This window comes from Ideonella lacteola (assembly GCF_038066555.1).
In the GTDB taxonomy this organism is placed as follows: domain Bacteria; phylum Pseudomonadota; class Gammaproteobacteria; order Burkholderiales; family Burkholderiaceae_C; genus Ideonella; species Ideonella lacteola.
Genome location: NZ_JBBUTG010000001.1, coordinates 778,900 through 804,191 on the forward strand (window position 1 = coordinate 778,900; position 25,292 = coordinate 804,191).

The following is a 25,292-nucleotide window of genomic DNA, read 5'->3' on the forward strand; positions in this document are numbered from 1 at the left end:
GCGGGTTGCGATGGCATGATCGCCCCCTTCGCTGCAGTGAGGTCTGCAGCCCATCGACCGAGAAAGGATTTCCCATGAGCACCCCCAACGGCCTGCAGATCGACGACCGCGTCACTGGCGAAGGCGATCTGGCCCAGGCCGGGCAGACGGTGACCGTGCACTACACCGGCTGGCTGCACGATCCCACCGCGCCGGAAGGCCGTGGCCGCAAGTTCGATTCGAGCAAGGACCGCGGCGAGCCCTTCGAGTTCGCGCTCGGGGCCGGCCAGGTGATCCGTGGCTGGGACGAGGGCGTCCGGGGCATGAAGGTCGGCGGCACACGCGTGCTCACCATCGCGCCGGAGATGGGCTACGGCGCGCGCGGTGCCGGTGGCGTGATCCCGCCGAATGCCACGCTGGTGTTCGAGGTCGAGCTGCTGCCGACGCCTGAGCGGCCGAAGCTGGGCATCACCGATGTGGTGGTGGGCAGCGGCGCCGAGGCGCAGGAAGGCCAAAGCGTCACCGTGCACTACACCGGCTGGCTGCACGACGCCTCCAAGGCCGATGGCCGCGGACTGAAGTTCGATTCGAGCAAGGACCGCAACGACCCCTTCGAGTTCGACCTGGGCGCCGGCATGGTGATCCGCGGCTGGGACGAGGGCGTCCAGGGCATGAAGGTCGGCGGCAAGCGGATGCTGGTCATTCCGCCGCACCTGGGCTACGGCCGCCGCGGCGCAGGCGGGGTCATCCCGCCGAACGCCACGTTGGTCTTCGAGGTGGAACTGCTCGCGGCCTGAGGTCGCGCGGGACACACCCTCCGGAGTTCACACCCAACGGCGTGTCCGTGCGGCATAGGCTGAGTAGGCTTGGCCGAACTTGGCGCGAAGCCATCGCTCTTCAAAGGCGATGTACCAGCGGTCGGTGATCAACACAAAGGTCCCAGCCACGCACAGCGAAGGCCACGACTGCAGCAACAGTGCCCATCCCAGCAGTGCCAAGGCGAACCCGAGGTACATCGGATGACGGCTGACACGAAAGGCCCCGGAGGTCACCAACTGCCCGGGTTCGTCGAAGGTGAAGATGTTGGTGCGGGCGAGGGCAAACTGAAGCCTGGCCACCACGAGCAGGCACAGGCCGGCTGACACGGTGGCCGCGCCGGCAACGCCGGTGTCGGCGGGCCAGGGTCCACTACCCGTCCAGCGACTCAGGGCAAGCATGAGTGCGGCGCACGCCGCGAACAGAAATGGCGGTAGGAGTTTCTTCATTGTGAAAAGGCGGTCATCGGGTCGTGGCGATGCAGAAACTGTAGGCAGGGCCGGCACTGGTGCCAACTCGCATTCGACGCCCCGGCCCGCGGCCATAGTTGGGATGGTTCCGCGTGCCTCTCGTAAGAAGCCAGCACAGTCCCGATCGCGGCACACGGTCCACGTGATCCTGGAGGCGGCAGCTCGCGTTTTTGATCAGCATGGCATGAAGGCCACGACCAACCAGATCGCCGAAGTGGCCGGCGTGAGCGTCGGTTCGCTTTACCAGTACTTTCCGGACAAGCAGGCCCTCATCACCGAGCTGCATGAGCGCCATCGCGCACTGGTGGCTGAACAACTGGCTTGCGCCATGGACGAAGCGGCAACGCGAGCGATGGTCGAAGTGGTACGGCGAGCGGTTGCCGGTTGCGTGTCCGTGCATCGGGAGCGACCCGGCTTGCAGCGCCTACTGCACTTGCACGGGCCCCAGCTGTCATACCCGGACAAGTCGAGCCCGGCGAAAGTGGCCGTTCGGCGACAGGTCTGCCAGTGGCTTGAGGCGCAACTGCCCGCAGCGGATCCAGCCGCGGTCATGCGGGCGACACAGACCTTGTTGACCCTGGTCGAGAGCCTGGTTCACGATGCGGTGCTGGACTCAAGCGAGCCGCACGACGATGCGGTGGAGGCAGAGAACATCACCCGAGTAGTTTGCGGCTACCTGTCGCAGTTGGCCATCGGAGAGTAGGGCCAACGGGCGCTGCACTTTTGCGAGCCAGACCGGAGGCACTGGCCTGGCTCGAGAAGCCGCGCCTTGCTCAGAAGCGCTCGTGCTGGCCCAGGTAGCGCCACTGGCCCACCGGCAGCTTCCCCAGCACGACGCTGCCGATGCGCACCCGCTTCAGGCCGACGACCTTCAGGCCCACCAGCTCGCACATGCGGCGAATCTGGCGCTTGCGCCCTTCGCGCAGCACGAAGCGCAGTTGGTCTTCATTGGCCCAGCTGACCTTGGCAGGCTGCAGCTTTTTGCCGTCCAGCTCCAGGCCGTGCTGCAGCCGTTTCAAGTCGGTTTCGGGGAAGGTGCCTTGGGCTTGGGCTTGGCCCTGGTATTCCACGCGGACGAGGTATTCCTTCTCGACGTCCGAGTCTTCACCGATCAAGTGCTTGGCGATGCGGCCGTCCTGGGTCAACACCAGCAGCCCGGTGGAGTCGATGTCCAGGCGTCCGGCGGGTGCGAGGTGTCGCGCATGGCCAGGATGGAAAGGGCGCTTGTGGGGATCGTCCGTCCAGCGGTTCGCCGCGGTGACCAGCACGCTGGCGGGCTCGTAGCCGTCCTCGGCCTGGCCCGACACATAGCCGATGGGCTTGTGCAGCAGGATGGTCACGCGCTGGGCTTGCTGCTGATGGGCGGCCGGGTCGATCTCGATCTTGGCGTCAGGCAGCACCCGCTGGCCGAGAACCGCCATCTGCCCGTCGACCTTCACCCATCCGGCGGCGATCCAGTCGTCGGCCTCGCGGCGCGAGGCGAGGCCCCGGTCGCCCAGCAGCTTGGACAGGCGAACGCCTTCCGCATCCGAGGTGCGCGGCGTCGGCGGCTTCGGCGCCGGGCGCATCGGTGGCGGTGCTTCGTCGCGCGGTACGCGGCGGGGGCCGGCGGCCGGTGGTGCCGGCTGGCGTTCCGGGCGGTCGTGGGTGTGCGAACGCTCGGGGCGGGCTGCGCGCTCCGGGCGCTCTGGGCGCTCGGGGCGAGAGGGGCGGTCGGCCCGATCGGGGCTGCGCGAGCCGAAGCCGCCGCCGTCGCGACCCGAGGGGGGCCGACGATCGGGCTTCTGGCCGGGCCGGGCCGGATTCGCGCCTGAGCGCGCCTCGTAGCCCCGGTTGTCTCTGCTGTCTCGGTCGCGCCCGTCACGGCCGCCTTCGTGACGACTGCGGTCGTTGCGGCCTGCGTCGCGCCCGCCGCCTTCACGCCCACCGCCTTCGCGGCCCCCGCCCTCACGGGGTGGCCGGCCGGATCCGCGATGCGCCGGGGCACTTGGCGGCTTGATGGTCACCGGGACGGAGGCTGCCGCGGACGGCGCCGGCGTCGGTGCGGTGGCAGGCGCCGGGGCATCGGGCGATGAAGCAGAGCGCACCGGCCGCTTGGGCGTGCGCTGGATATGACGGTCGGAACGCATGGGGGTCAGCGGCCGCGCAGGAACAGCGCGTCCAGTTCTTTCATCGTGACCTGGCGCCAGGTGGGCCGGCCGTGGTTGCATTGATCGGCACGCTCGGTGGCTTCCATTTGCCGCAGCAGCGCGTTCATTTCTTCGATCGTCAGACGCCGGTTCGCGCGCACGGCGCCGTGGCAGGCCATTGTCGCGAGGATCTCGTCCTGCGCACGTTCGATCAGCCGGCCCGCATCAGCCTCGGCCAGCTCGGCCAATTCGCGCAGCACCGAGCGGGCCAGCACCACCGGGTCGGCATCGGGCAGGGCGGCCGGGCGGGCCCGCACGGCGAGTGTGGTCGGGCCGAGGGCCGAGATGTCGAGCCCCAGCGCGGCGAGATCGTCGGCCCGGGCTTCTGCCACCGCCACCTCTTCGGGCGTGGCGGCAAAGGTGCTGGGAATGAGCAGGGGCTGCGCTGCCAGTGGTGCCTGGCGGGCGGCGGCCTTCAAGCGCTCGTAGACGATCCGCTCGTGTGCCGCATGCATGTCGACCACCACCAGACCGTGAGCGTTCTCGGCCAGCACGTAGACGCCCGACAACTGGGCCAGCGCGCGCCCGAGCGGCCAATCTGCTCCCGAGGCTGTCTCCGTGGGGGCAGCTGTCTCGAGGGTGGCCGTCGGCGTGGCGCTGGCTGGGCTCGCCACGGCGCCAGAACCCCAGGCCGCGGGGGCAGAGGCCGCCGAGGCCGCCGGCGCCGCGGACCAGGGGGCGGGGGCCTCGCGGGCGTAGAGCATGCCCAGATCGGCCAGGCTCAGGCGCTGCTGCTGGGCCGTCCAGGGCAGTCCGCCGCCCCCGAAGGGTGGCGGCGCTGAAGGCGATGACGCGGGGGACGACGGGTAGGGGCGGGCTCCGGGTTGCGTGTCCGCCCGCGCGGTTGGCGTGTCGGCGCTGCCCTGGGCATCGGTGACACCGCGGCCCATCGGGCTGCCGCCCGTTGCCGCCAGCACGCTTTCCACCGCACGCCGCACCGCCGAGTACACCTCGCCGGATTCGCGGAAGCGCACTTCGATCTTGGTGGGGTGCACGTTCACGTCGACGCGCGTGGGGTCGATGTCGATGAAGAGCACATAGGCTGGCTGTCGCTGGCCGTGAAGCACGTCTTCATAGGCGCTGCGCAGCGCGTGGGCAACCAGCTTGTCGCGCACGTAGCGGCCGTTCACATAGGCGTACTGGTGGTCGGCGCGCGCACGCGAGGCTTCGGGCAGGCCGGCCCGGCCCAGCACGCGCATGGGCCCGGCGGCGAGGTCGACAGCCCGGCTTTCGGTGACGAAGTCGGCGCCCAGCACATCGGCCATGCGCTGCTCGTGGGTGGCGCGGCGCCACTGCTCGACCAGCTTGCCTTCATGCCAGATGGCGAAGCCCACGTCCGGGCGGGCCAGCGCGTGGCGGCGTACCGCCTCGGTGGCGTGCGCCAATTCGGTGGATTCGCTCTTCAGGAACTTGCGGCGAGCCGGTGTGCTGAAGAACAGCTCGCGCACCTCGATGCTGGTGCCCACGGCGCGCGCGGCCGGCTGCAGCTCACCGCTGCGTGCGTCCAGCCGCTGGGCATGGGGCGCATCGGCGGTGCGGCTGATGATCGCCATCTCGCTGACCGAGGCGATGGCCGCCAGCGCCTCACCACGAAAACCCATGGTGGACACGCCCTCCAGCTCGGCCAGCGAGCGGATCTTGCTCGTGGCGTGGCGCTTGATGGCCAGCGGCAACTCGTCGGCGGGGATGCCCGAACCATCGTCTTCGATGATGATGGCCCGGATGCCACCCGCCACCAGCTTCACGGTGATCTGGCGTGCGCCGGCATCGAGCGCGTTGTCGACCAGCTCGCGCACCACCGACGCCGGCCGCTCGACGACCTCGCCGGCAGCGATCTGGCTGACCAGTTCGTCGGGGAGTTCGCGGATCGGGCGGCGCGCAGGCGCGGCCTGCGTGTCGGTGTCGGGAGCCAGGGCTGTCATGGTCGGATTGTAGGAAGCCGGGACCCGGTCCAGCGGCTGGGGATAATCGCCGCATGGAGTTGCTCGCATTTCTGTTCGACCTGATCATCCACGTCGATCAGCACCTGAAGGACTTTGTCGCCAACTATGGCGCCTGGGTCTATGCCGTTTTGTTCCTCATCATCTTCGTCGAGACCGGCGTGGTGGTGATGCCCTTTCTGCCTGGAGATTCATTGCTGTTCGTGGTGGGCGCGCTGTGCGGCGTCGGTTCGATGGACCTGACCCTGTCGCTGGCCCTGATGTTCACCGCCGCGGTGGCAGGCAACCAGAGCAACTACACGATCGGGAAGATCGTGGGGCCGAAAGTCTTCCAGTGGGAGAACTCGCGCTGGTTCAACAAGCAGGCCTTTCTCAAAGCGCACGATTTCTACGAGCGCTATGGGGGTGTCACGCTGGTGATCGGGCGTTTCATGCCCTTTTTGCGCACCTTTGCGCCCTTCGTGGCCGGTGTGGCGCAGATGACGCGCCGCCGCTTCACCTTCTTTGACGTGACGGGCGGCGCGCTCTGGGTGGGCAGCGTCACGCTGATGGGCTATTGGTTCGGCAACGTGCCGTGGGTGCAGCACAACCTGGAGAAGATCATCTGGGCGATGATCCTGATCCCGGGCCTGGTGATCCTCGTTGGTGCCATCCGCGCGCGACGCAAGCAGGCCGACACCCCTGCGGCCGACCCGGCGGCGTGAGCATGCTGGAGCGGTCGCCCGAGCTGGCTTTCGCGCTGCTGGACGACCTGGGCCCGCCGCCGGCGGGCGTCGCCAGTGCGCCCGACCCCGCCCCGCGGCGAAGCCGCCGCTACACCGGCCTGGTGCGAGAGCACCGTGCCCCCACGCCCGAGACGCTCGACCAGGTCTGGGTGAGCGTGGAAGCAGACCAGCGCGCGGGCTTGCATGCGGTGGTGCTGGCGGACTATGAATGGGGCACGGCGCTGCTGGGATTGCCCCGGCCGCATCCCGCCGCTTCGACGCCGCACGAGTTTGGCGGGCGGGGGGACATCGGTGGCCTGCGGGTGCTGATGTTCAGGCAGCTCGATTGGCTGAGCGCCGACGAAGCAGACGCCTGGCTGCGTGACCTGGACAACGGCAACGAAGAGCCCAGCCCGGCCGGGGCGGTGGACCTGCGTTCATCGATCCACGACGATTCGTTCGACGACGCCATCGCCCGCATCCGCGAGGCCATCGTGGCGGGTGAGACCTACCAGGTGAACTTCACCTACCGGTTGCATGGCCAGGCGCATGGCTCACCGGTCGCGCTCTACCGCCGCCTGCGGGCTCGCCAGCCGGTGGGCTATGGCGCCCTGATCGCCTTGCCGCCGGCAGACGGTGGCGACGTGGCGGTGCGGCACGTGCTGTCGCTGTCGCCCGAGCTGTTCTTGCGCCACGAGGCGGGTGTGTTGACGGCGCGGCCGATGAAAGGTACCGCGCCACGCCACCCGGTCGACCCTGACGCCGACCGTGCCGAGGCCCAGTGGCTTCAGGCCGACACGAAAAACCGCGCCGAGAACCTGATGATCGTCGACCTGCTGCGCAACGACCTGGGCCGGGTGGCCGAGTTGGGGTCGGTGCGGGTGCCGGCGCTGTTCGCGGTTGAACCCTATGCCACCGTGTGGCAGATGACCTCCACCGTGCAGGCGCGGTTGCGCGCCGGTGTGGACATGCCCGCGTTGCTGCGGGCCACTTTCCCGTGCGGCTCAATCACCGGGGCGCCCAAGCACCACACCATCGAGCTGATCCAGTCGCTGGAATCGACCGCGCGCGGGCTGTACTGCGGTGCCATTGGTTGGGTCGATGCGCCCCAGGGCGAGACGGTGGGCGATTTCTGTCTGTCGGTTGCCATCCGGACGCTCACGCTCGGCGAGCCGGAGGGCGGATTGGCTCCGCTGCAACTGGGCGTGGGGGCCGGCATCGTGCTGGACAGCGAGGCGGCCGGCGAGCGGGCCGAGTGCCAGTTGAAAGCCCGATTTCTGACCGGCCTGGACCCGGGCTTCGCGTTGATCGAGACCATGCGCTTTGCGCCGGGGGCCGGTGTGCCGCTGTGGCCGCAGCACATGGCCCGCCTGGCCCACAGTGCGCGGGCATTGGGCTTCGCCTTCGACGAGGCCGCGCTGCGAACGGGCTTCGAGGCGCTGCGCCCCTCGCTCGCGCCGGTGGGTGATTCGCGGGTGCGGCTGGCCTTGTCACACGATGGCCGCGCCGAATGGCGGCACGCGCCGCTGGAGCCATTGCCCGGCGAATCCCTGACCGGCGCCATCGGGGCGTCGCTGGATGCACCGGTGCGCCTGCGCTGGGCGGACGAGCGGTTGCCCATCCGCCGGCCATTGGCCGCCCACAAGACCAGCGATCGCGCTGCCTACGACCGCGGCGTTCAGGCTGCGCAGGCAGAGGGCGCCTTCGACAGCCTCTTCCTGCGCGAGGACGGCGTGGTGCTGGAGGGCGGGCGCACCAGCTTGTTCGTCCGGCTTGATGGCCGTTGGTGGACACCGCCCTTGGGCGACGGCGTGCTGGCCGGCGTGATGCGCGGCCAGCTGCTGGCCGATGCGGCGTGGAACGCGGCTGAGCGGCGCCTCACCCGGGCGGACGTCGAACAGGCCGAAGCCCTGGTGGTGTGCAATGCGTTGCGCGGCGCGCTCGAGGCGCGGCTCGACCGCCTTTTTGCGCCCGAAGTCTGAAGGCTGGATCACCAGGCTTTCGAACGCGCCCTCCAAGAGGGCCCGGCCGAAGGGCGATCAGGTGGCCCGGTTGCGCGACAGCGGGGGGTTCTTCGCGAAGTAGCGTTCGATGCCGCTGAACAGGGCCTGGACCAGGCGCTGCTGGTAGTCGGGGTCGCGCAGCTTGTCTTCCTCGTCGGGGTTCGAGATGAAGGCGGTCTCGACGAGGATCGACGGAATGTCCGGTGCCTTCAGCACGGCGAAGCCGGCCTGCTCGACCTTGGCCTTGTGCAGCCGACCCACGGTGCCGATGCGGCTGAGCACCTCGTGGCCCACGCGCAGGCTGTCCTTGATCTGGGCGGTGGTGCTCATGTCGAGCAGGGCGCGCAGCACCTGTGTGTCCTTGGTGGCGGCATTCACACCGCCAACGACGTCGGCCGCGTTTTCCTTTTGCGCCATCCACCGCGCGGCGCTGCTGGTGGCGCCGTTCTGGCTGAGCGCGAACACGCTGGCACCGCGGGCCTCGGGGGTGAAAAAGGCATCGGCGTGGATCGAGACAAACAAGTCGGCCTGCACGCGGCGGGCCTTCGCCACTCGCTCATGCAAGGGCACGAAAAAGTCGGCGTCGCGCGTGAGCATGGCGCGCATGCCGGGCTTGGCGTTGAGCCTGTCGCGCAACTGCAAGGCCACCTGCAGCACCACGTCTTTTTCTTTCAAGCCCGAGGGGCCGATGGCCCCCGGGTCTTCGCCGCCATGGCCCGGGTCGATGGCGACCACGATCAACCGGTTGATGCGGTCTTTCTGCGCCGCGGTGGGTGGCGGTGGTGGAGCGGGCGTCATGCCCGGCGGTGGCGAGGCCGGCGCCACGGCCACGTTGGGTGGCGGGGCCGGGGGGAAGGGCTTGTCGACCCGGCCGATGAACTCGCCCAGCGCGTCCTGCACTTCCTTGGCGGCCTCGCGCTCGGCGGTGTCCTTGTCGCGGATCAGCCCCAGCAGGGGATCTGGCGCCTCGGTGGGGTACATGTCGAACACCAGGCGGTGCTGATAGGCCGCCACCGGGGTGAGTGCGAATTGCTGCGGCTTCACCGCCTGCTTCAGATCGATCACCAGGCGCACGACACGTGGCTGGTTCTGGCCCACCCGCACCCCGGCGATGAAGGGGTCATCGGGCCGCACCTTGCCCACCAGCTCGCGCAGCGCGGGGCTGAGTTCGAGGTTCTCGATGTCCACCACCAGCCGGTAGGGGTTGTCGGCCATGAAGTGGGTGGCGGCCAAGGCCTGGTCCGACTCGATCGTGACCCGCGTGTAGTCGGCCGCCGGCCAGACGCGCACCGCGACGATCGCCGAGCCCCAGGCCAGTTGCGCCGGCCCGAAGCTCAGCACCACGGTGCCCAGGCCTCCGGTGAGCAGGTGACGGCGTCTCATCAGGCGGCCTCCGTGGTGGCGGCAAGCAGCTCAATGCCCCGGGGTGTGAAGGCCTGGGCGCGCACTTGCCGGGTGTCGTCGGCGAGGGGGGCGAGGATGAGCACGAGGTCGGGGGTGGGCAATTGCGGTGCCGCCTTGCTGGCCCACTCGGCCAGCTTCAAGCCTGGGGTGGCGTAGATCTCACGAAAGCCGGCGTCGAGCCACTCGCGCGGATCGTCGAATCGATAGAAATCGAAATGAGACACGGCCAGCGTTTCTCCGTTGCCCAAAGACAACGAATACGGTTCGACCACGGCGTAAGTGGGGCTCTTGATCCGGCCGGTGACGCCAAGCGCACGCAGCAGATGGCGCACGAAGGTCGTCTTGCCGGCCCCCAGCGGCCCATCCAATTCGATGTTGGCGTTGCGCAGCGCGGGGGTGTGCGCGAGCGCGGAGGCGAAGCGGCCACAGGCCTCTTCATCGGGCCAATGCAGGGTGCGGGTTTCTAGAATCGGCGAATGAGTCAAGGCTTGGACGTGGTCGCGATGGTCGCGCAGCAACTGCAAGGTTGGGCGCGCGCACTCGGATTCTCCCAGATAGGGGTGGCCGATGTGAACCTCCACAGCGCCGAGCAGGCCCTGCTGGACTGGCTGGCGGCCGGCTTTCACGGGGAGATGGCCTACATGCAGGCCCACGGGTTGAAGCGTGCTCGGCCCGCAGAGCTGGTGCCCGGCACGGTGCGCGTGATCACCGCCCGCATGGACTACCTGCCTCGCGGCACGGAAGAGCGCTGGATCGATCGGGAATGGCAGCGTCAGCTGTCGCCAGGCGAGGCGGTGGTGTCGGTCTATGCCCGAGGCCGCGACTATCACAAGGTGCTGCGCCAACGCCTGCAGTCACTGGCCGATCGGATCGCCGAAGTGGCGGGGCCCTTCGGCCACCGCGTGTTCACCGATTCGGCACCGGTCATGGAGGTGGAGCTGGCATCGCGCAGCGGCATCGGCTGGCGGGGCAAGCACACGCTGGCGTTGTCGCGAGACGGCGGCTCGATGTTCTTTCTTGGCGAGATCTTCGTCGACCTGCCATTGCCGATCACCGAGCCCGTGACACCACACTGCGGCCGCTGTAGTGCGTGCATCGACGCGTGCCCCACCGGCGCCATCGTGGCCCCTTACCGGCTGGATGCACGGCGCTGCATCTCGTACCTGACGATCGAGCAGGCCGGGCCGATTCCGTTGGAGTTCCGCCGGCCGATGGGCAACCGCATCTACGGCTGCGATGATTGCCAACTGGCCTGCCCCTGGAACAAATACGCCGGGCGGTCCAGCCTGCCCGATTTCGACGAACGCGCGCCACTGGGCGATGCCCGCCTGCTGCCGCTGTGGGCCTGGGACGAAGCCGAGTTCCTGCGCCGCACCGAGGGCAGCGCCATCCGCCGCATCGGCCACGAGCGCTGGCGCCGCAACCTCGCCGTGGCGCTGGGCAATGCCCTGGCGGCCGGGGTGGAGGAGGGCGAAGCCAACGACATCCGCATCGCGCTGGCCGACCATTGGCAGGCCAGTTCACCGCTGCTGCGCGAGCACATCGACTGGGCCCTGGCCCAATCACCGACCACCGCATGACCGAGCCCTCCGGCAAGAAAACCCCTGGCACGGCTGCATCGGCGGCCGTGCCGGCGAAGAAGACCAAGCCGCGCCAGCCGCGTGCGAAGGCTGCGCCGCGCACGCCCTCGGCCGACCCGCTGATCGATGCCTTCGCCTCCGCCCTGTGGGTGGAAGATGGCCTGTCCGAAAACACCTTGGCGGCCTACCGCCGCGATCTCAGCCTGTTGGCCCAGTGGCTGCGAGCCACCGACGGCACCCCGATCGTCCAGGCGAGCGAAGAACAGTTGCGGCGCTATGCCGTGGCTCGGCACGACGCCACCCGCGCCACCACCGCCAATCGGCGCCTCGCAGTGTTTCGGCGCTTCTATCGATGGGCTTTGCGTGAGCGTTTCATCGCCGCCGACCCCACGCTGAAGCTGGGCAGCGCGCGCCAACCGCTGCGTGTACCCAAGACGCTCACCGAGGCGCAGGTCGAAGCCTTGCTGGCCGCGCCCGAGGTGGCCACGCCACTGGGCCTGCGCGACCGGTGCATGCTCGAGCTCATGTACGCCAGCGGCCTGCGGGTGAGCGAGCTGGTCGATCTGCCCAGTGTGCAGCTGAGCCTGAGCGATGGGGTGCTCCGCGTCACCGGCAAGGGCGCGAAAGAGCGGCTCGTGCCCTTTGGCGAAGAGGCGGCGAGCTGGATCGAGCGCTATGTGCGTGAGGCCCGGGGTGCCATTCTTTCCGGCCAGCAAAGCCCGGCGCTGTTCGTCACCGTGCGGGGTGGGCCCATGACGCGGCAGATGTTCTGGATGCTGGTGAAGAAATACGCCCGCCAGGCGGGCATCACCGCGCCCTTGTCACCCCACACCTTGCGCCACGCCTTTGCCACCCACCTGCTCAACCATGGCGCAGACCTGCGTGCGGTGCAGATGCTGCTGGGCCACTCCGATATTTCCACCACCACCATCTACACCCACGTGGCCCGTGAGCGCCTGAAGTCGCTGCATGCCAAACATCACCCACGCGGGTGAATCAGATCACCCACGCGGGTAAATCAGCGCGCTGACATGGGCTGACGGCATGGCCCGCGGGGGCACAATCGCCGCCCATGGACCACACCTTCGTCTCCGCATTCGTTCTTCTGCTGTTGGTGCTGGACCCGTTCGGCAGCCTGCCGATCTTCATCTCGGTGTTGCGCGGCGTGGCCCCGGAGCGGCGCAAGGTCGTCGCGATCCGCGAGGTGCTGATCGCCTTTGGCGTGCTGCTGGCGTTCATGTTCACCGGCCAGGGCTTTCTGAACCTGATGCACCTTTCAGAGCGTTCGCTCGAGGTGGCTGGCGGCGTGATCCTGCTGATCATCGCCATCCGCATGATCTTCGCTTCGGGCGGCGAGATCTACGCCAGCGACGGCAAGCGCGAGCCGATGATCTTCCCGCTCGCGGTGCCTTTGCTGGCCGGCCCTTCTGCCATGGCCACGGTGCTGCTGCTGGCCTCTCGGCAGCCTGAGCGCATCGTCCACTGGATCGGCGCGCTGACGCTGGCGATGGCGATCAGCGGCATCGTGCTGCTGGCGGCCGAGCGCATCCGCAAGCTGCTGGGCACGCCAATGGTGTCGGCCCTGGAAAAGCTGATGGGCCTCGTGCTGACCGCGATCGCGGTGGAGATGATCCTGGCGGGCCTGAAGCGCTACTTTTTCGACGCTTGACGGGCGTGCCCGTCAATCCTGCATGCGTGCGATCTCGTCGGCATCGAACCCGGCCGCGCGCCGGGCATCGAGGTTGAACGGGCCCTTCAGCCGCGGTGCGCCGTAACGCTGCGCGAACACGGGGTAGCTGGCGATCGGGTCGAGCCCCTCGCGTTCGCACAGCCAGCGGTACCAGTGATTGCCGATGGCGACGTGGCCGATCTCGTCGCGCAGGATCACATCGAGGATCTCGACGGCTCGCAGGTCGCCCGCCTTGCGCAGCTTGGCCTGCATGGGTGGCGTCGCGTCCAGGCCGCGGGCTTCCAGGGTGCGCGGCACCAGCGCCATGCGGGCGGTGATGTCGTCGCGGGTCTTCTCGGCCATCGACCACAGGCCGTCGTGGGCTTCGAAGTCGCCGTAGTCGTGGCCCATGCCCTTAAGGTGGGTGCGCAGCAACTGGAAGTGCAGGGCCTCTTCGCCGGCGACCTGGAGCCAGTCGCGATAGAAGCGCTCGGGCATGTCGGCAAAGCGCCAGATGGCATCGAGGGCCAGGTTGATGGCGTTGAACTCGATGTGGCAGACGGCATGCAGCAGCGCGGCGCGGCCTTCCGGGGTGAACGGGGTTCGTCGGGGCACCTGCTCGGGGGGCACCAGCAGGGGCGTCGGCGGTCGGCCGGGCAGCGCGGCCGGTGGAATGAATTGCGCAGCGCAGTCGAGGGTGATGCCCGGATTGGCATCACCAGCGGCGGCACGGGCTGCATCGAGCAGCTCTCGCGCCTGCCGCGCCTTCGATTCGGGCTCGGCGACGCACAAGACCTTCAACGCCTGGGCTCGAACTTCCATCTCTAAAATTATCGCCTCGCCCAAGAGGGCCGACGAAGAGAACACGATGGCCATCTACCAATTGGGCGACGAGCATGTGCCCCGCATCCACGACAGCGCCTGGGTGGCCGAATCGGCCCAGGTGATGGGCCGCGTGGCGCTGGCCGAGGACGCCAGCGTCTGGTACGGCGCGGTGCTGCGTGGCGACAACGAATGGATCACCATCGGTGAGCGCAGCAACATTCAGGACCTGAGCGTCATGCACACCGACGCTGGCATGCCACTGACGGTGGGTGCCGACGTGACGGTGGGCCACCAGGTGATGCTGCACAGCTGCACCATCGGCGACGGCTCGCTGATCGGCATCCAATCGGTGATCCTCAATGGCGCCCGCATCGGCAAGAACAGCATCGTCGGGGCCGGCGCGCTGGTCACCGAGGGGAAGGAGTTCCCTGACGGCGTGCTGATTGTCGGCAGCCCGGCCAAGGTGGTGCGCGAGCTGACGCCGGAGCAGATCACGCGGCTGAAGCTCAGCGCCGCCCACTATGTACAAAACGCTCGGCGGCATCGCCAGCACCTGAAAAAGATCGGCTGAAGACCGCCATGGACGAGTTGCACAAGTTTATTTTCGAAGGCCTGCCGGTGCGCGGCATGCTGGTCCGCCTGACGGGCGCATGGCGCGAGGTGCTGGCGCGCCGCGAGGGATCGGGGCCGTTTCCGGCGCCGGTGCGTGCGCTGTTGGGCGAAATGGCGGCCGCGTCGACGTTGATGCAGGCCAACATCAAGTTCAACGGCTCGCTGATCCTGCAGGTGTTCGGCGATGGCCCGGTGAAGCTGGCGGTGGCCGAGGCGCGCTCTGACCTGAGTTTTCGCGCCACGGCCAAGGTGGTGGGCGAGGTGGCGGACGATGCCGGCCTGGCGGCGCTGCTGAACGTGCGTGGCCAGGGCCGCTGTGCGATCACGCTCGACCCGCAAGACCGTCTGCCGGGCCAGCAGCCTTACCAGGGCGTCGTGCCGCTGCATGGCGATCGGCGCGAGCCGTTGCAGCAGCTGTCCCAGGTGCTGGAGCACTACATGCTGCAGTCCGAGCAGCTCGACACCCGGCTGGTGCTGGCCGCCAACGACGAGGTGGCCGCGGGCCTGCTGATCCAGCGCCTGCCGGTGGAGGGGGAGAAGAACCTCTCCGGCGTGAATGTGGCCAACGAAGACCTGATTGGCCAGTCCGAAGGCTTCAACCGCATCGCTCACCTGGCCGCGACGCTGACTCGGGAAGAGCTGCTGACGCTGAATGTGGAGACGATCCTTCGTCGCCTGTTCTGGGAAGAGCAGGTGCTCCGGTTCGAGCCGCTGACACCCACCTTTGCCTGCTCATGCTCGCGGCCGCGTGTGCGTTCGATGCTCACCGGCCTGGGCCGCGAAGAGGCCGAGTCGATCCTCGCCGAGCGCGGCGACATCGAGATCGGCTGCGATTTCTGTGGGCAGCAGTACCGCTTCGACGCGGTGGATGTGGGCGAGCTGTTCACGCCGGGGCGAGATCAGCCGCCGAGCTCGGGCGCACTGCAGTAGGGCGTGTGGCGCGCCGCGGCGGCGCGCCGTCAGCGCGCCGCCGCCCGCCGAAGGCGGAGGCTGGCGTGCTCGCAATCGGGCACGTCGCAGCTCTCGCAGACCCAGCGCCAGGCCGGCTGCGCGGCATCGCGCTCGGCCAATCGAGTGAAAAGGCCAGGCGCCGGGGCGTCGCGCCGGCGCAGGCAGGGGGCTACGGCGTCCATTGCCGCATTCACGCGGGCCGGCCCGGCGCCCCCGATCACCACGAAGGGCAGGCCGGCGCCTATGAGGGCGTGGCGCAGCAGGCTGTCGACCGGCTCGCGCACATGCGCACCGTCTCGAATGAAGCCATCGGCCTGCCAGGGCAGATCCAGCGCCGTCAGCAGCGTCAAACGGCAGCGTCGTTGCCACTGCAGGGCGGCGGGCTCCATCGAGCCATCGCCGAAGACCTGCCGGTGGTAGATGGCCGTCATCAACGGCGTGGTGTCGGCGATCACGATGTCGGCGCGGGCGCCGGCATCGTCGATGCGGCGGGCTTGCTCAGCGGCGATGTCCGGCTGCTCGTGATGCGCGGGTGTGCGGCCTTCGCGCTCGCACCACTCGCGCAGGTATTCGGGCACCCAGGCGCAGCGCCAACCGGTGGCTTCATGAAGCTGCGCGGCCAGGCGCTCGGCGAGGGTGCTCTTGCCGGTGCTTTCGGCGCCGACGATGGCAAAGATCCAGGGCGGGCGTTCAGTGCCGCGCATCGACATGGCCTTCGAGCCGGTTCCACGTGCGCCAGCCCGCCACCGACAGCACGGCGAAGATCGCGTACAGCACGACCGTCAGCCACAGGGCCTTGTGGGCGAACAGGGCGATGCTGACGAGATTGACCGCCAGCCACACCGGCCAGTTGTCGATGAGCTTGCGGCCAAGCAGGACCTGCCCAGTGATGCTGGCGACGGTGGGCAGCGCGTCGAAATACGGCACGTCCGAGCTGGTGAAACGTGCGAGGGCCAGCCCCAGCAACGGCCAGGCGGCCAAGGTGCCGGCGGCGGTGAGGATTTGCTGGCGTCGGCTCAGGCGATGCACCTTCAGCGCGCCGCCATCGTCGCCGCGGCCCTTGAGCCACTGCCACCATCCCCAGGCGGAGACGGCCACAAAGAACAGTTGCAGACTCGCCTCGCCAAAGAGCTTGCTCTGGGCGAACAGCAGGGCGTAGAGCAGCGAGCTGATCATCGCGAGCGGCCAGCCGAGCGAGTGCACCCGCATGTTGCAACCCACCATCCACAGCGAGAGGACGAACGCCACGACCTCCAGCCAGGTCGTCGGGCTGCCCCACAGCGTGAAGGCCTCGGCCATGAGTGGTGCAGCCAGCTGAAAGAGGGTGTCCATGGGGCTGTGGCGCGAAGGGCTCTGGCGGCGGCAGGGCGTGCGTCGGGGCTGGAGTGCGGCGCGGCGAGCGCCGCTGCTCGGGGGATGGCGGCTGGCCTAAGGGGGGACGGCTCAGCGGGCCTGGTTGCTCACCACGACCAGCAGTTCGTCCGGGCGCACCATGCCGAGTTCGCGTCGGGCCTTTTCCTCGACCATCTCGGTGCCCTCGCGCAGGTCGGCCACCTCGGCGGCCAACTGGTCGTTGTGGGCGCGGGCCTCGGCGTTGTCGGCGAGCTGGCGCTTCAGTTCGGCGCGCAGCGACATTTCATGCGGAATGCCGCCCTTGCCAAACCACAGCTCGGCATGCACGAGCAGCAGCAGGGCGGCGAGGGCAAGGGGCAGCAGACGCATCGGGGAGATTGTGCAGGACGTCAGGCGGAGCGGGTGAGAGCGAACTCAGCCGCTCCGCCGGGCCCACGCGGCCAGGGATGGCCCCTGGTCGCGGGCTGCCATCACTTCAGGTTGTAGAAGGCGGCGCGGCCCGGATAGACGGCCACATCGCCCAGGTCTTCTTCGATGCGGAGCAGCTGGTTGTACTTGGCCATGCGATCCGAGCGGCTCAGCGAACCCGTCTTGATTTGACCGGCGTTCAGGCCCACGGCGATGTCGGCGATGGTCGAGTCTTCGGTCTCGCCCGAGCGGTGGCTGATCACGGCGGTGTAGCCCGCGCGCTTGGCCATTTCGATCGCGGCGAAGGTTTCCGTCAGCGTGCCGATCTGGTTGATCTTGATCAGGATCGAGTTGGCAATGCCCTTCTCGATGCCTTCCTTCAGGATCTTGGTGTTGGTGACGAACAGGTCGTCGCCCACCAGCTGCACCTTCTTGCCCAGGCGTTCGGTCAGGTGCTTCCAGCCATCCCAGTCGCCTTCGTGCATGCCGTCTTCGATCGACACGATCGGGTACTTGTCGACCCAGGTCGCCAGGATGTCGGTCCACTCCGGGGCCGTCAGCGTGAGGCCTTCACCTTCGAGGTGGTACTTGCCGTCCTTGTAGAACTCGCTGGCGGCGCAGTCCAGGCCGATGGCGATCTGCGAACCGGCGGTGTAGCCCGCCTTGTCGATCGCTTCGAGGATCAGCTGGATGGCAGCTTCATGGCTGGGCAGGCTGGGCGCAAAGCCGCCTTCGTCGCCGACGGTGGTGCTCATGCCCTTGGCGTCGATGATCTTCTTCAGCGCGTGGAAGACCTCGGCGCCGTAGCGCAGCGACTCGCGGAAGGTGGGGGCACCGACCGGGATGATCATGAACTCTTGCAGGTCCAGGCTGTTGTTCGCGTGGGCGCCGCCGTTGATGACGTTCATCATCGGCACCGGCAGTTGCACGCCACCCATGCCACCGAAATAGCGGTACAGCGGCAGGCCGGATTCTTCGGCGGCGGCGCGGGCCACGGCCATCGACACGGCCAGCATCGCGTTGGCGCCCAGGCGGCTCTTGTTGTCGGTGCCGTCCAGGTCGATCAGCGTCTTGTCGAGGAAAGCCTGCTCGGAGGCATCCAGGCCGAGCACGGCTTCGCTGATGTCGTTGTTGATGTTTTGGACAGCCTTCAGCACGCCCTTGCCGAGGTAGCGGCTCTTGTCGCCGTCACGCAGCTCGATCGCTTCGCGCGAGCCGGTGGAGGCGCCCGACGGAACGGCCGCGCGGCCCAGGGTGCCGCTTTCCAGCAGCACGTCGCATTCCACGGTGGGGTTGCCGCGGCTGTCGAGGATCTCGCGGCCGACGATGTCAACGATGGCACTCATTTAAGGTCTCACTCCAGGTTCAGTAGCAAATTCGCGGCGGCAGGATGCCGGAAATCCGTTACCTGCGCGCATCAAGATGGGCCGCTCAGGCCTCGTAACCCTCGACCACCACCATGTGGAAGTAGTCGGTGGCGCCCAGGCGCTTCTGGCGGATCTGTTGGTACTGTTCGTCGTGGTAGAAGGCTTTCGCCTTGTCGTAGCTCGGGAAACGCAGCACGGCGATCCGGTGCGGGTTCCATTCGCCTTCCAACGTTTCGTGCTGGCCGCCACGAACCAGGTATTCGCCCCCGAAGGCCTTCACGGCGTTCGGCGCCTCGGCCATGTACTGCTTGTAGCGCTCGGGGTCGCTGACATTCATCGTGACGAGCAGGTAGCCGTAAGTCATAGGACCCCCACGCTTCCTGCCGGTCGCTGCCGCCCATGAGGGCTCGCGCAGTGGGCCGGTAAAGCCGGATCCACGCACGCCACCTGATGTGCGGCGGCCCCTGCGGAGCGCCTGGTTGAAAAGGGATTCATTCAGCAGCTGAAGTCGTTTTGGCCAAAGACCAAAGAAAGCATGCTTGTTGGCCGAAGCGACTTCAACACGTGAAGTCGTTTTCGAGGAGCGGCTGGCTCTTGATCACGCGGTCCAGTGCGACGAGTTGCTCCAACAGGGCGGCCATGTGCTTCATTGGCACCGCGTTGGGCCCGTCGGACAAGGCGTTCGCCGGGTCCGGGTGCGTTTCCATGAACAGGCCCGCCACGCCGACCGCCACGCCGGCCCGAGCCAGCACCGGCACGAATTCGCGCTGGCCACCCGAGCTGGTGCCCTGGCCGCCCGGCAACTGCACCGAGTGGGTCACGTCGAACACCACCGGGGCGCCGGTGTTGCGCATGATGGCCAGGCTGCGCATGTCGGAGACGAGGTTGTTGTAGCCGAAGCTGGCGCCGCGTTCGCAGGCCATGAAGGCGTCGGTCTCAAGGCCGGCTTCCTGAGCGGCGGCACGGGCCTTGTCGATCACGTTCTTCATGTCGCCGGGGGCCAGGAACTGGCCCTTCTTGATGTTCACCGGCTTGCCGCTCTTGGCCACGGCGTGGATGAAATCGGTCTGGCGGCAGAGGAAGGCGGGGGTTTGCAGCACGTCGACGACGGCGGCCACTTCCTGGATCTCGGCTTCGCTGTGCACATCGGTGAGTACCGGCACGTTCAGCTCGCGCTTCACCTTGGCCAGGATCTCCAGGCCCTTTTGCATGCCCGGACCGCGGAACGAAGTGCCGCTGGAGCGGTTGGCCTTGTCGTAGCTGGACTTGAAGATGAACGGGATGCCCAGTTTGGCGGTCATCTCCTTCAGGCGGCCGGCCACGTCCATCTGGAGCTGTTCGCTCTCGACGACGCAGGGCCCGGCGATCAGGAAGAACGGCTTGTCGAGACCGACATCAAAGCCACAGAGCTTCATGGGAACTTCCGCCGGCTTACGCCGCCGCCTTTTGTTTCTGCCGGCCGGCCTGGTGGGCCAGCGCAGCCTTGATGTAGCTGATGAACAGCGGGTGTCCGTCCCAGGGGGTCGACTTGAACTCCGGGTGGAATTGCACGCCGACGAACCAGGGATGCTTGTCGCGCGGCAGCTCGACCATCTCGGTGAGCTTCTCGCGTTGCGTGATGGCCGAGATCACCAGGCCCGCCTGCTGCAGGCGATCGAGGTAGCGCTCGTTGGCCTCGTAGCGGTGGCGGTGGCGCTCAGTGACCACCGGGCCGTAGATTTCGTGGGCGAGCGTGCCGGGCTTGACGTCCGAGCTTTGCGCGCCCAGGCGCATCGTGCCGCCGAGGTCGGAGTTGGCATCACGCTTCTGGATCGAGCCATCGCGGTCTTGCCATTCGTCGATCAGCGCGATCACTGGGTGCGGGCTGTCGGGGTCGAACTCGGTGGAGTTGGCGCCTTCGAGGCCGGCCAGATGGCGGGCGTACTCGATGGTGGCCACCTGCATGCCCAGGCAGATGCCCAGGTACGGCACGCCGTGCTCGCGGGCGTATTGCGCGGCGAGGATCTTGCCTTCCACGCCCCGCTTGCCAAAGCCGCCCGGCACCAGCACCGCGTCGACCTTGGCCAATTGCTGGGCGGCCTGGCCATCGGTCAGCGTCTCGGCATCGATGTATTCGATCTTGACGCGCACATGGTTGTGCAGGCCGGCGTGGCGCAGGGCCTCGTTCAGCGACTTGTAGGAGTCCGACAAGTCGGTGTACTTGCCGCACATGCCGATCGTGACTTCACCGCGCGGGTGCTCGACTTCGTGCACCAGCGTGTCCCAGCGCTTCAGGTCGGCCGGGCGGGTGAACAGCTGCAGCTTCATGCAGATCAGCTCATCCAGGCCCTGCTCATGCAGCATGCGGGGCACCTTGTAGATGGTGTCCACGTCCCACATCGAGATCACGCCGTGCTGTTGCACGTTGGTGAACAGCGAGATCTTCTCGCGCTCTTCATCGGGGATCTTGCGGTCGGCGCGGCACAGCAGCACGTCGGGCTGGATACCGATTTCGCGCAGTTTCTGCACGGTGTGCTGGGTGGGCTTGGTCTTCAGCTCGCCCGCGGTGGCGATCCACGGCACATAGGTGAGGTGGACGAAGGCGGTGTTGGCCGGGCCGTGCTTCAGGCTCAGCTGGCGCGCCGCTTCGAGGAAGGGCAGCGATTCGATGTCACCCACCGTGCCACCGATCTCGACGATGGCCACGTCCACCGCATCGGACATGCCAAAGCTGGCGCCGCGCTTGACGTATTCCTGGATCTCGTTGGTGACGTGCGGGATGACCTGGACCGTCTTGCCGAGGTAGTCGCCGCGGCGCTCTTTCTCCAGCACCGACTTGTAAATTTGGCCGGTGGTGAAGTTGTTGGTCCGCTTCATCCGGGTGGTGATGAAGCGCTCGTAGTGGCCGAGGTCGAGGTCGGTTTCGGCACCGTCATCGGTCACGAACACCTCACCGTGCTGGAACGGGCTCATCGTGCCCGGATCCACATTGAGATACGGGTCGAGCTTGAGGAGGGTGACTTTGAGGCCCCGCGATTCGAGGATCGCGGCGAGAGATGCTGACGCGATGCCCTTGCCAAGTGAGGACACCACACCGCCGGTGACGAAGACGAACTTGGTCATGTCAAAAAGCACTCCGGCGGGCCGGGGGATCGGCCGGGCTCAGGAGTGCCGTGGTGGTAAAGCGTGATTATACGGGTCGGCCTGTCCGGCGCCGACCGGGCCTCCTCCCGGGGGTGAAGCCGGGGCCGCCCCCACCCGGCTCAGCGCAGCAGTTCGAGCACGGCCGCGGCCGTGTCGTCCGGACGCTCCATTGGATAGAGATGGCTGCCCTCCATCCAGCGAAAACGCTCCTTTGCCAGCGATTGCGCCGCGGCGAGCCCGCCTTGGCGTGCCTCGACCGACTCGGTGCCGGCCAGAAACGCCACGGGGCAGCGCGGCGGGTGGCGCTTGAGCAGGCCGCCCAGGTGGTGGGGCAGGGTGTCGTAGATGCGCGTTTCGACCATGCGGTGGAACGCCAGCTCGACATGGCCCTGCCTTTCTTCGAAACCACAGGCCACGTAGTCGGCCAGCACCCGGTCATCCCAGCGAGCAAAGGCCGTCTTGGCCTTGAAGTGGGCCAGCACGGCGGTCCGGTCGGGCCATTGGTCTCTGCGCCGCCGCGACACCTTCCCGGGCGACACCCGGGGCATCAGGCCGGTGCGCTTTAGGGCGTGAATGCTGTGGGCCCGCCAGCCGGTGACCACGGGCGAATCGAGCATCACCAGTCGCGCGGCGAGATCGGGCCGTTTGCAGGCCGCCAGCAGGCTCAACAGCCCACCCAGCGAGTGCCCGACCAGGATGGCGGGGCCGCCGACCTCGGCGTCGATGAAGTCGATCAATTGATCGCGCAGGCCACGCCAATTGCTGGTGACCGGGTAGCGCGGGTCGTGGCCGAAGCGGGGCAGCGCGTGCACCGCGTGGCCGGCGCGTTGCCAGTGCTCGAACAGGAGACGGTAGGTGCCCGCGGGAAACCCGTTGGCATGCGAAAAGACGATGGGAAGCTGCACGGCCGGCTGGCGATGAGACAAGGGCGAGGCGCCGACGAGGGGCCCTAGACGATCTTTTCGTCAGGCCGGCTGATTTTGCGCATCGGCTCGTAACGTTCGGAGGGAGCCAGCAGCGGATGGGTGGTGTCGCTGCCGTCCCAGTGCGGATCGTCGATGGCTTCGAACACCTCGCGCAGCCTTTGACCCCAGGTGCCGCGGATCATGCGGAAGTAAGGGTTCTGGTCGTCGATCACCGCGATGTTGTCGCTGCGCAGCTTGCCTTCTTCGTAGACCAGCAGATCGAGCGGCAGCCCCACCGACAGGTTCGACTTCAAGGTCGAATCCATCGACACGAGCGCGCATTTGGCGGCCTCTTCCAGCGGCGTGGTGGGCGTCAGAACACGATCGAGGATCGGTTTGCCGTACTTGCTTTCGCCGATCTGGAAGAAGCAGGTTTCCCGGGTGGCCTCGATGAAATTGCCGGCCGAGTAGATGTGGAACAGCCGCATCGCTTCGCCCTTGATCTGCCCACCGAAGATCATGTTGGCGTTGAAGTCGACGCCGGCGTTGTGCAGGGCCGCGGCATCGTGCTCGAAGACCCGCCGCACGGCGCTGCCCAGCACCCGGGTGGCGTCGAACATGCTCTTGGCGTTCCAGATCGTCAGCGGCTCTCCGTCGGGTTGGGGCAGCTTTTCGACCTGCAGAATCTCGCGCACCGATTGCGAGATGCTGAGGTTGCCGGCCGACAGCAGCACCATGAAGCGGTCGCCCGGCTTCTCATAGATGATCATCTTGCGGAAGGTGCTGATCGCGTCCAGGCCCGCGTTGGTGCGTGAGTCCGAGAGAAAGACCAGGCCCGCGTTGAGCCGGATGCCGACACAGTACGTCATGAAACTCTGCCCAGGTTCGGGAATCGTCGATCGAACGATTGTCCACACTTGGGCGTTGTTTTTCGGGCGTGACCCGACCCGCCTGTTGCCTTTGTGGGCCGCGCGCCGGCCAGGGCCCGCGCGCGGCCTGTTGCCCCCCACTGGTCGGTCGTGTCAGGCCTGTCAGTCCTGTCAGTCGGTCCAGGCGTACATGTCGCAGCCGAGCGTGCGCTTTTCGCCGTCGCGGTTGCTCACCTCGAAGCTGAAGGCGTCGTGCGCGGCGGGCAGCGCCGTCACGTTGCGGGCTTCGGCGGGCACGTACCAGAGCTCGCAGCTGCCCATGCAGCCTATGCCGTTGCAGAAGTGGCCGGTGTCGACGTCAAAGGCGAGGTATCGGCCGTTCGGCGACCAGTGGGCGTAGTAGCTCATCTTCGTCGTGGTGACCCGTTCGAGCTGGCTGCCATCGAGGTTGGCCACCCAAATGTCGCTGTCCGGCGACGGCTCCACGTCGTTGACGATCTGCAACGCCAGGCGGTTGCCCTGGCGGTTCACCCATGCGCTGGCCACGGTGTGGTGCGCGGGCAGCGCCACCTGGCCGGCGGGGGTCTCGTCACCGGTCAACGAGCCGATGCTGATCGCCCCGTTGATCGTCATGCGCAGGTAGCGGCCGTCCGGCAGCCAGCTGACGATGTCCTCACCGGTGAACGAGCGCACGATGTTCATGGTCTTCAGGTCGATGAAGATCCAGTCCGATGGCGTGATGCTGTCTTCGCCCAGCCGGGCGACCAACATCGTCTTGTCCGCCGGCGACGGAATCTCGCCGCGAAGGTAGCCGTTGGCTGTCGCGCTGTAGAGCACGTTGCCGGCCATGTCCAGCACCTTCAACGTGCTTTGGTCGGCGTAGACGTCCCAGTCGGTCATCGCGTATTGCTTGCCATCCATCCACGGCATGGCCCAGCCGTCGGCCGTGACCTGCATGGGCAGGCGGCCGTCGGGGTAGGCGATCTGCATGCCATCGCGGAAGTCGAGCGCGTAGTTGTCATGCCACAGGCTGCCAGAGAGCGCTGGGGGCGGCGGGGGCGAGGGTGAGGGGGACGGCGACGGTGCCGGCGACGGTGCCGGCGATGGTGAGGGCGAAGGAGACGGCGAGGGGGAAGGCGACGGTGAGGGGGACGGTGAGGGCGATGGTGCCGGCGGCGGCGTGTTGCCCGTGGGCTCACCATCGCCACCGCCGCCTCCGCCGCAGGCCCCGAGGGCGGCAGCGCACACGACGGCGGTGGCCAGGGCCCGAAGGCGAGCCAGGCGGTCCATCGGTGATGGGGTGGCCGTTGGTGCGGCCGAGTCGTGACGATTTGTGTTCATACACCTCCAAGTGGTCGAGCTGCCTCGATGACAGCGAGGGCTCGAAGGCTAGAGAGGTGACGGTTCAAATAACATGCTTGAAACTGAACCGTGAAGCCTGAACCGTTGGACCCCGAGCACGCTGACGACACCCCGGCCTGGGAGCCTGCCGCCGAGATGGAGGTCACCGACCCCGCGGCGGTCGAGATCCTCTGGCATGTCGAAAAGCGGGTTCACCTGCAGCCCTTCATGGGCCGCACCGCCGATCTGGCCACCGCGGCCGGGCAATTGCGCATCAGCAAGACGGCGATGAGCTACTGGATGGGGCGGCTGTCCGATGTCGGCCTCATTCGTCTGGTGCGGGTGGAAAAGCGCGGCCGGCACCGTATCCGCCACTACCGCTGTGTGGCCGATCGCCTGCGCGTGAGCCTGCTGGAGGCGCCCCTGTCCAGCTACGAGGGCGTGCTCGACGACTTCACCCAGCGCTGGCAGATCCAGGCCCGCGCCGCGATGGCGCGCTCGCTCGCGCGGCAGGCTCCGGATCTGGAGCTGTGCCTGTCGCACACCGGGGCCGCCGCGGGCATGAGCTCGACGATCCTGCCCCGGCCCGGCCGACAGGCGCCGCCCGATGACTTCATCCAGTACTGGGCCCGGCTGTGGCTGACGGACGACGAGGCGACCCGCTTGGCCGATGAGTTGAATGCGCTGTACGACCGCTACGCCGCGCTGAGCGACAAGACCACCAAGACGGTGCCCACGCTGTTGCAACTCAGCCAGGTGCGCGAGACGCAGCGCTGAGGTTCAG

At 67.7% G+C, this 25,292-nt stretch carries 26 protein-coding genes and 1 pseudogene; 11 read left to right on the forward strand and 16 right to left on the reverse strand.

Translation table 11 applies throughout. From position 1 onward, the window contains the following. Nucleotides 1-74 precede the first annotated feature (74 nt). Both AACH06_RS03340 and AACH06_RS03345 read left to right on the forward strand, forming a co-directional pair. Nucleotides 75-419, forward strand: a pseudogene (locus tag AACH06_RS03340) (FKBP-type peptidyl-prolyl cis-trans isomerase); the annotation flags it as partial. Continuing rightward, nucleotides 414-776: an FKBP-type peptidyl-prolyl cis-trans isomerase gene (locus AACH06_RS03345; RefSeq protein WP_423221980.1), complete on the forward strand. Its 363-nt coding sequence runs from the start codon at nucleotides 414-416 to the stop codon at nucleotides 774-776. The pseudogene AACH06_RS03340 and the gene AACH06_RS03345, both read left to right, overlap by 6 nt. Before the next feature lie 27 nt (nucleotides 777-803). Here the strand turns inward: AACH06_RS03345 and AACH06_RS03350 are convergent, their stop codons facing one another. After that, nucleotides 804-1,196 carry a methyltransferase family protein gene (locus AACH06_RS03350; protein ID WP_341424178.1) on the reverse strand — a complete coding sequence of 131 codons (393 nt, stop codon included), beginning with the start codon at nucleotides 1,194-1,196 and terminating at the stop codon, nucleotides 804-806. Nucleotides 1,197-1,347: 151 nt separating this feature from the next. On the opposite strand from AACH06_RS03350, the gene AACH06_RS03355 reads away from it, so the two are divergent. Beyond that, complete coding sequence (locus tag AACH06_RS03355; RefSeq protein ID WP_341424180.1) at nucleotides 1,348-1,968, forward strand: TetR/AcrR family transcriptional regulator; 621 nt, start codon at nucleotides 1,348-1,350, stop codon at nucleotides 1,966-1,968. A gap of 70 nt (nucleotides 1,969-2,038) precedes the next feature. Here the strand turns inward: AACH06_RS03355 and AACH06_RS03360 are convergent, their stop codons facing one another. Together AACH06_RS03360 and mutL are read right to left on the reverse strand one after the other, a co-directional pair. Then, entirely contained in the window at nucleotides 2,039-3,394 is a 1,356-nt protein-coding gene (locus AACH06_RS03360; RefSeq protein WP_341424181.1) for a pseudouridine synthase, read from the reverse strand. Between the two features lie 5 nt (nucleotides 3,395-3,399). Further along, entirely contained in the window at nucleotides 3,400-5,376 is a 1,977-nt protein-coding gene (gene mutL / locus AACH06_RS03365; protein WP_341424182.1) for a DNA mismatch repair endonuclease MutL, read from the reverse strand. A 53-nt stretch (nucleotides 5,377-5,429) separates the two neighbouring features. Between mutL and AACH06_RS03370 the strand changes: the two genes are divergently transcribed. Continuing rightward, complete coding sequence (locus tag AACH06_RS03370) at nucleotides 5,430-6,098, forward strand: DedA family protein (protein ID WP_341424183.1); 669 nt, start codon at nucleotides 5,430-5,432, stop codon at nucleotides 6,096-6,098. Between the two features lie 2 nt (nucleotides 6,099-6,100). Next, complete coding sequence (locus AACH06_RS03375; RefSeq protein ID WP_341424232.1) at nucleotides 6,101-8,080, forward strand: chorismate-binding protein; 1,980 nt, start codon at nucleotides 6,101-6,103, stop codon at nucleotides 8,078-8,080. A 57-nt stretch (nucleotides 8,081-8,137) separates the two neighbouring features. Here AACH06_RS03375 and AACH06_RS03380 read toward each other — a convergent pair whose 3' ends face one another. Both AACH06_RS03380 and tsaE read right to left on the reverse strand, forming a co-directional pair. Further along, complete coding sequence (locus tag AACH06_RS03380; protein WP_341424184.1) at nucleotides 8,138-9,484, reverse strand: N-acetylmuramoyl-L-alanine amidase; 1,347 nt, start codon at nucleotides 9,482-9,484, stop codon at nucleotides 8,138-8,140. Beyond that, the gene (gene tsaE, locus AACH06_RS03385; protein ID WP_341424185.1) at nucleotides 9,484-9,990 is read right to left on the reverse strand and encodes a tRNA (adenosine(37)-N6)-threonylcarbamoyltransferase complex ATPase subunit type 1 TsaE; all 507 of its coding nucleotides are present in this window, start codon (nucleotides 9,988-9,990) and stop codon (nucleotides 9,484-9,486) included. The genes AACH06_RS03380 and tsaE overlap by 1 nt, the downstream gene beginning before the upstream one ends. Between tsaE and queG the strand changes: the two genes are divergently transcribed. The 3 genes from queG to AACH06_RS03400 all read left to right on the forward strand — a co-directional run bounded on the left by queG (nucleotide 9,982) and on the right by AACH06_RS03400 (nucleotide 12,754). Further along, the gene (gene queG / locus AACH06_RS03390) at nucleotides 9,982-11,085 is read left to right on the forward strand and encodes a tRNA epoxyqueuosine(34) reductase QueG (RefSeq protein ID WP_341424186.1); all 1,104 of its coding nucleotides are present in this window, start codon (nucleotides 9,982-9,984) and stop codon (nucleotides 11,083-11,085) included. The genes tsaE and queG overlap by 9 nt on opposite strands. Next, a complete protein-coding gene (xerD, locus tag AACH06_RS03395; RefSeq protein WP_341424187.1) occupies nucleotides 11,082-12,080 on the forward strand; it encodes a site-specific tyrosine recombinase XerD in 999 nt (332 codons plus the stop codon). The genes queG and xerD overlap by 4 nt, the downstream gene beginning before the upstream one ends. A 77-nt stretch (nucleotides 12,081-12,157) precedes the next feature. Beyond that, nucleotides 12,158-12,754, forward strand: a complete 597-nt coding sequence (locus AACH06_RS03400; protein WP_341424188.1) for a MarC family protein — start codon at nucleotides 12,158-12,160, stop codon at nucleotides 12,752-12,754. 12 nt (nucleotides 12,755-12,766) lie between these two features. Here AACH06_RS03400 and AACH06_RS03405 read toward each other — a convergent pair whose 3' ends face one another. Further along, entirely contained in the window at nucleotides 12,767-13,576 is an 810-nt protein-coding gene (locus tag AACH06_RS03405; protein WP_341424189.1) for a ferritin-like domain-containing protein, read from the reverse strand. Between the two features lie 46 nt (nucleotides 13,577-13,622). Here AACH06_RS03405 and AACH06_RS03410 point away from each other — a divergent pair, with 46 nt between their 5' ends. After that, entirely contained in the window at nucleotides 13,623-14,150 is a 528-nt protein-coding gene (locus AACH06_RS03410) for a gamma carbonic anhydrase family protein (RefSeq protein ID WP_341424190.1), read from the forward strand. 8 nt (nucleotides 14,151-14,158) lie between these two features. After that, nucleotides 14,159-15,121, forward strand: coding sequence for an Hsp33 family molecular chaperone HslO (hslO, locus tag AACH06_RS03415; RefSeq protein WP_341424191.1), 963 nt, complete (start codon nucleotides 14,159-14,161; stop codon nucleotides 15,119-15,121). A gap of 29 nt (nucleotides 15,122-15,150) precedes the next feature. Here the strand turns inward: hslO and AACH06_RS03420 are convergent, their stop codons facing one another. From AACH06_RS03420 to AACH06_RS03465, 10 genes are all read right to left on the reverse strand, one after another. Continuing rightward, nucleotides 15,151-15,846, reverse strand: coding sequence for an AAA family ATPase (locus AACH06_RS03420; RefSeq protein ID WP_341424192.1), 696 nt, complete (start codon nucleotides 15,844-15,846; stop codon nucleotides 15,151-15,153). Further along, nucleotides 15,833-16,474: a nicotinamide riboside transporter PnuC gene (gene pnuC, locus AACH06_RS03425; RefSeq protein ID WP_341424193.1), complete on the reverse strand. Its 642-nt coding sequence runs from the start codon at nucleotides 16,472-16,474 to the stop codon at nucleotides 15,833-15,835. Before pnuC ends, AACH06_RS03420 begins: the two co-directional genes overlap by 14 nt. 111 nt (nucleotides 16,475-16,585) lie before the next feature. Beyond that, a complete protein-coding gene (locus tag AACH06_RS03430; protein ID WP_341424194.1) occupies nucleotides 16,586-16,864 on the reverse strand; it encodes a septum formation initiator family protein in 279 nt (92 codons plus the stop codon). Between the two features lie 101 nt (nucleotides 16,865-16,965). Beyond that, a complete protein-coding gene (eno, locus tag AACH06_RS03435; protein WP_341424195.1) occupies nucleotides 16,966-18,249 on the reverse strand; it encodes a phosphopyruvate hydratase in 1,284 nt (427 codons plus the stop codon). 85 nt (nucleotides 18,250-18,334) lie between these two features. Beyond that, nucleotides 18,335-18,634, reverse strand: a complete 300-nt coding sequence (locus tag AACH06_RS03440; protein WP_341424196.1) for a DUF1330 domain-containing protein — start codon at nucleotides 18,632-18,634, stop codon at nucleotides 18,335-18,337. A 193-nt stretch (nucleotides 18,635-18,827) separates the two neighbouring features. Further along, nucleotides 18,828-19,685: a 3-deoxy-8-phosphooctulonate synthase gene (gene kdsA, locus AACH06_RS03445; protein ID WP_341424197.1), complete on the reverse strand. Its 858-nt coding sequence runs from the start codon at nucleotides 19,683-19,685 to the stop codon at nucleotides 18,828-18,830. A 16-nt stretch (nucleotides 19,686-19,701) separates the two neighbouring features. Beyond that, entirely contained in the window at nucleotides 19,702-21,372 is a 1,671-nt protein-coding gene (locus AACH06_RS03450) for a CTP synthase (RefSeq protein WP_341424198.1), read from the reverse strand. A gap of 140 nt (nucleotides 21,373-21,512) precedes the next feature. Beyond that, nucleotides 21,513-22,298: an alpha/beta fold hydrolase gene (locus tag AACH06_RS03455; protein ID WP_341424199.1), complete on the reverse strand. Its 786-nt coding sequence runs from the start codon at nucleotides 22,296-22,298 to the stop codon at nucleotides 21,513-21,515. Between the two features lie 44 nt (nucleotides 22,299-22,342). After that, a complete protein-coding gene (locus tag AACH06_RS03460; RefSeq protein ID WP_341424200.1) occupies nucleotides 22,343-23,167 on the reverse strand; it encodes a proteasome-type protease in 825 nt (274 codons plus the stop codon). A gap of 171 nt (nucleotides 23,168-23,338) precedes the next feature. Further along, nucleotides 23,339-24,508: a TolB family protein gene (locus AACH06_RS03465; RefSeq protein WP_341424201.1), complete on the reverse strand. Its 1,170-nt coding sequence runs from the start codon at nucleotides 24,506-24,508 to the stop codon at nucleotides 23,339-23,341. 90 nt (nucleotides 24,509-24,598) lie between these two features. On the opposite strand from AACH06_RS03465, the gene AACH06_RS03470 reads away from it, so the two are divergent. Beyond that, on the forward strand, nucleotides 24,599-25,285 hold the full coding sequence (locus tag AACH06_RS03470) for a hypothetical protein (RefSeq protein ID WP_341424202.1): 687 nt from the start codon (nucleotides 24,599-24,601) through the stop codon (nucleotides 25,283-25,285). The last annotated feature ends 7 nt before the right edge of the window (nucleotides 25,286-25,292 follow it).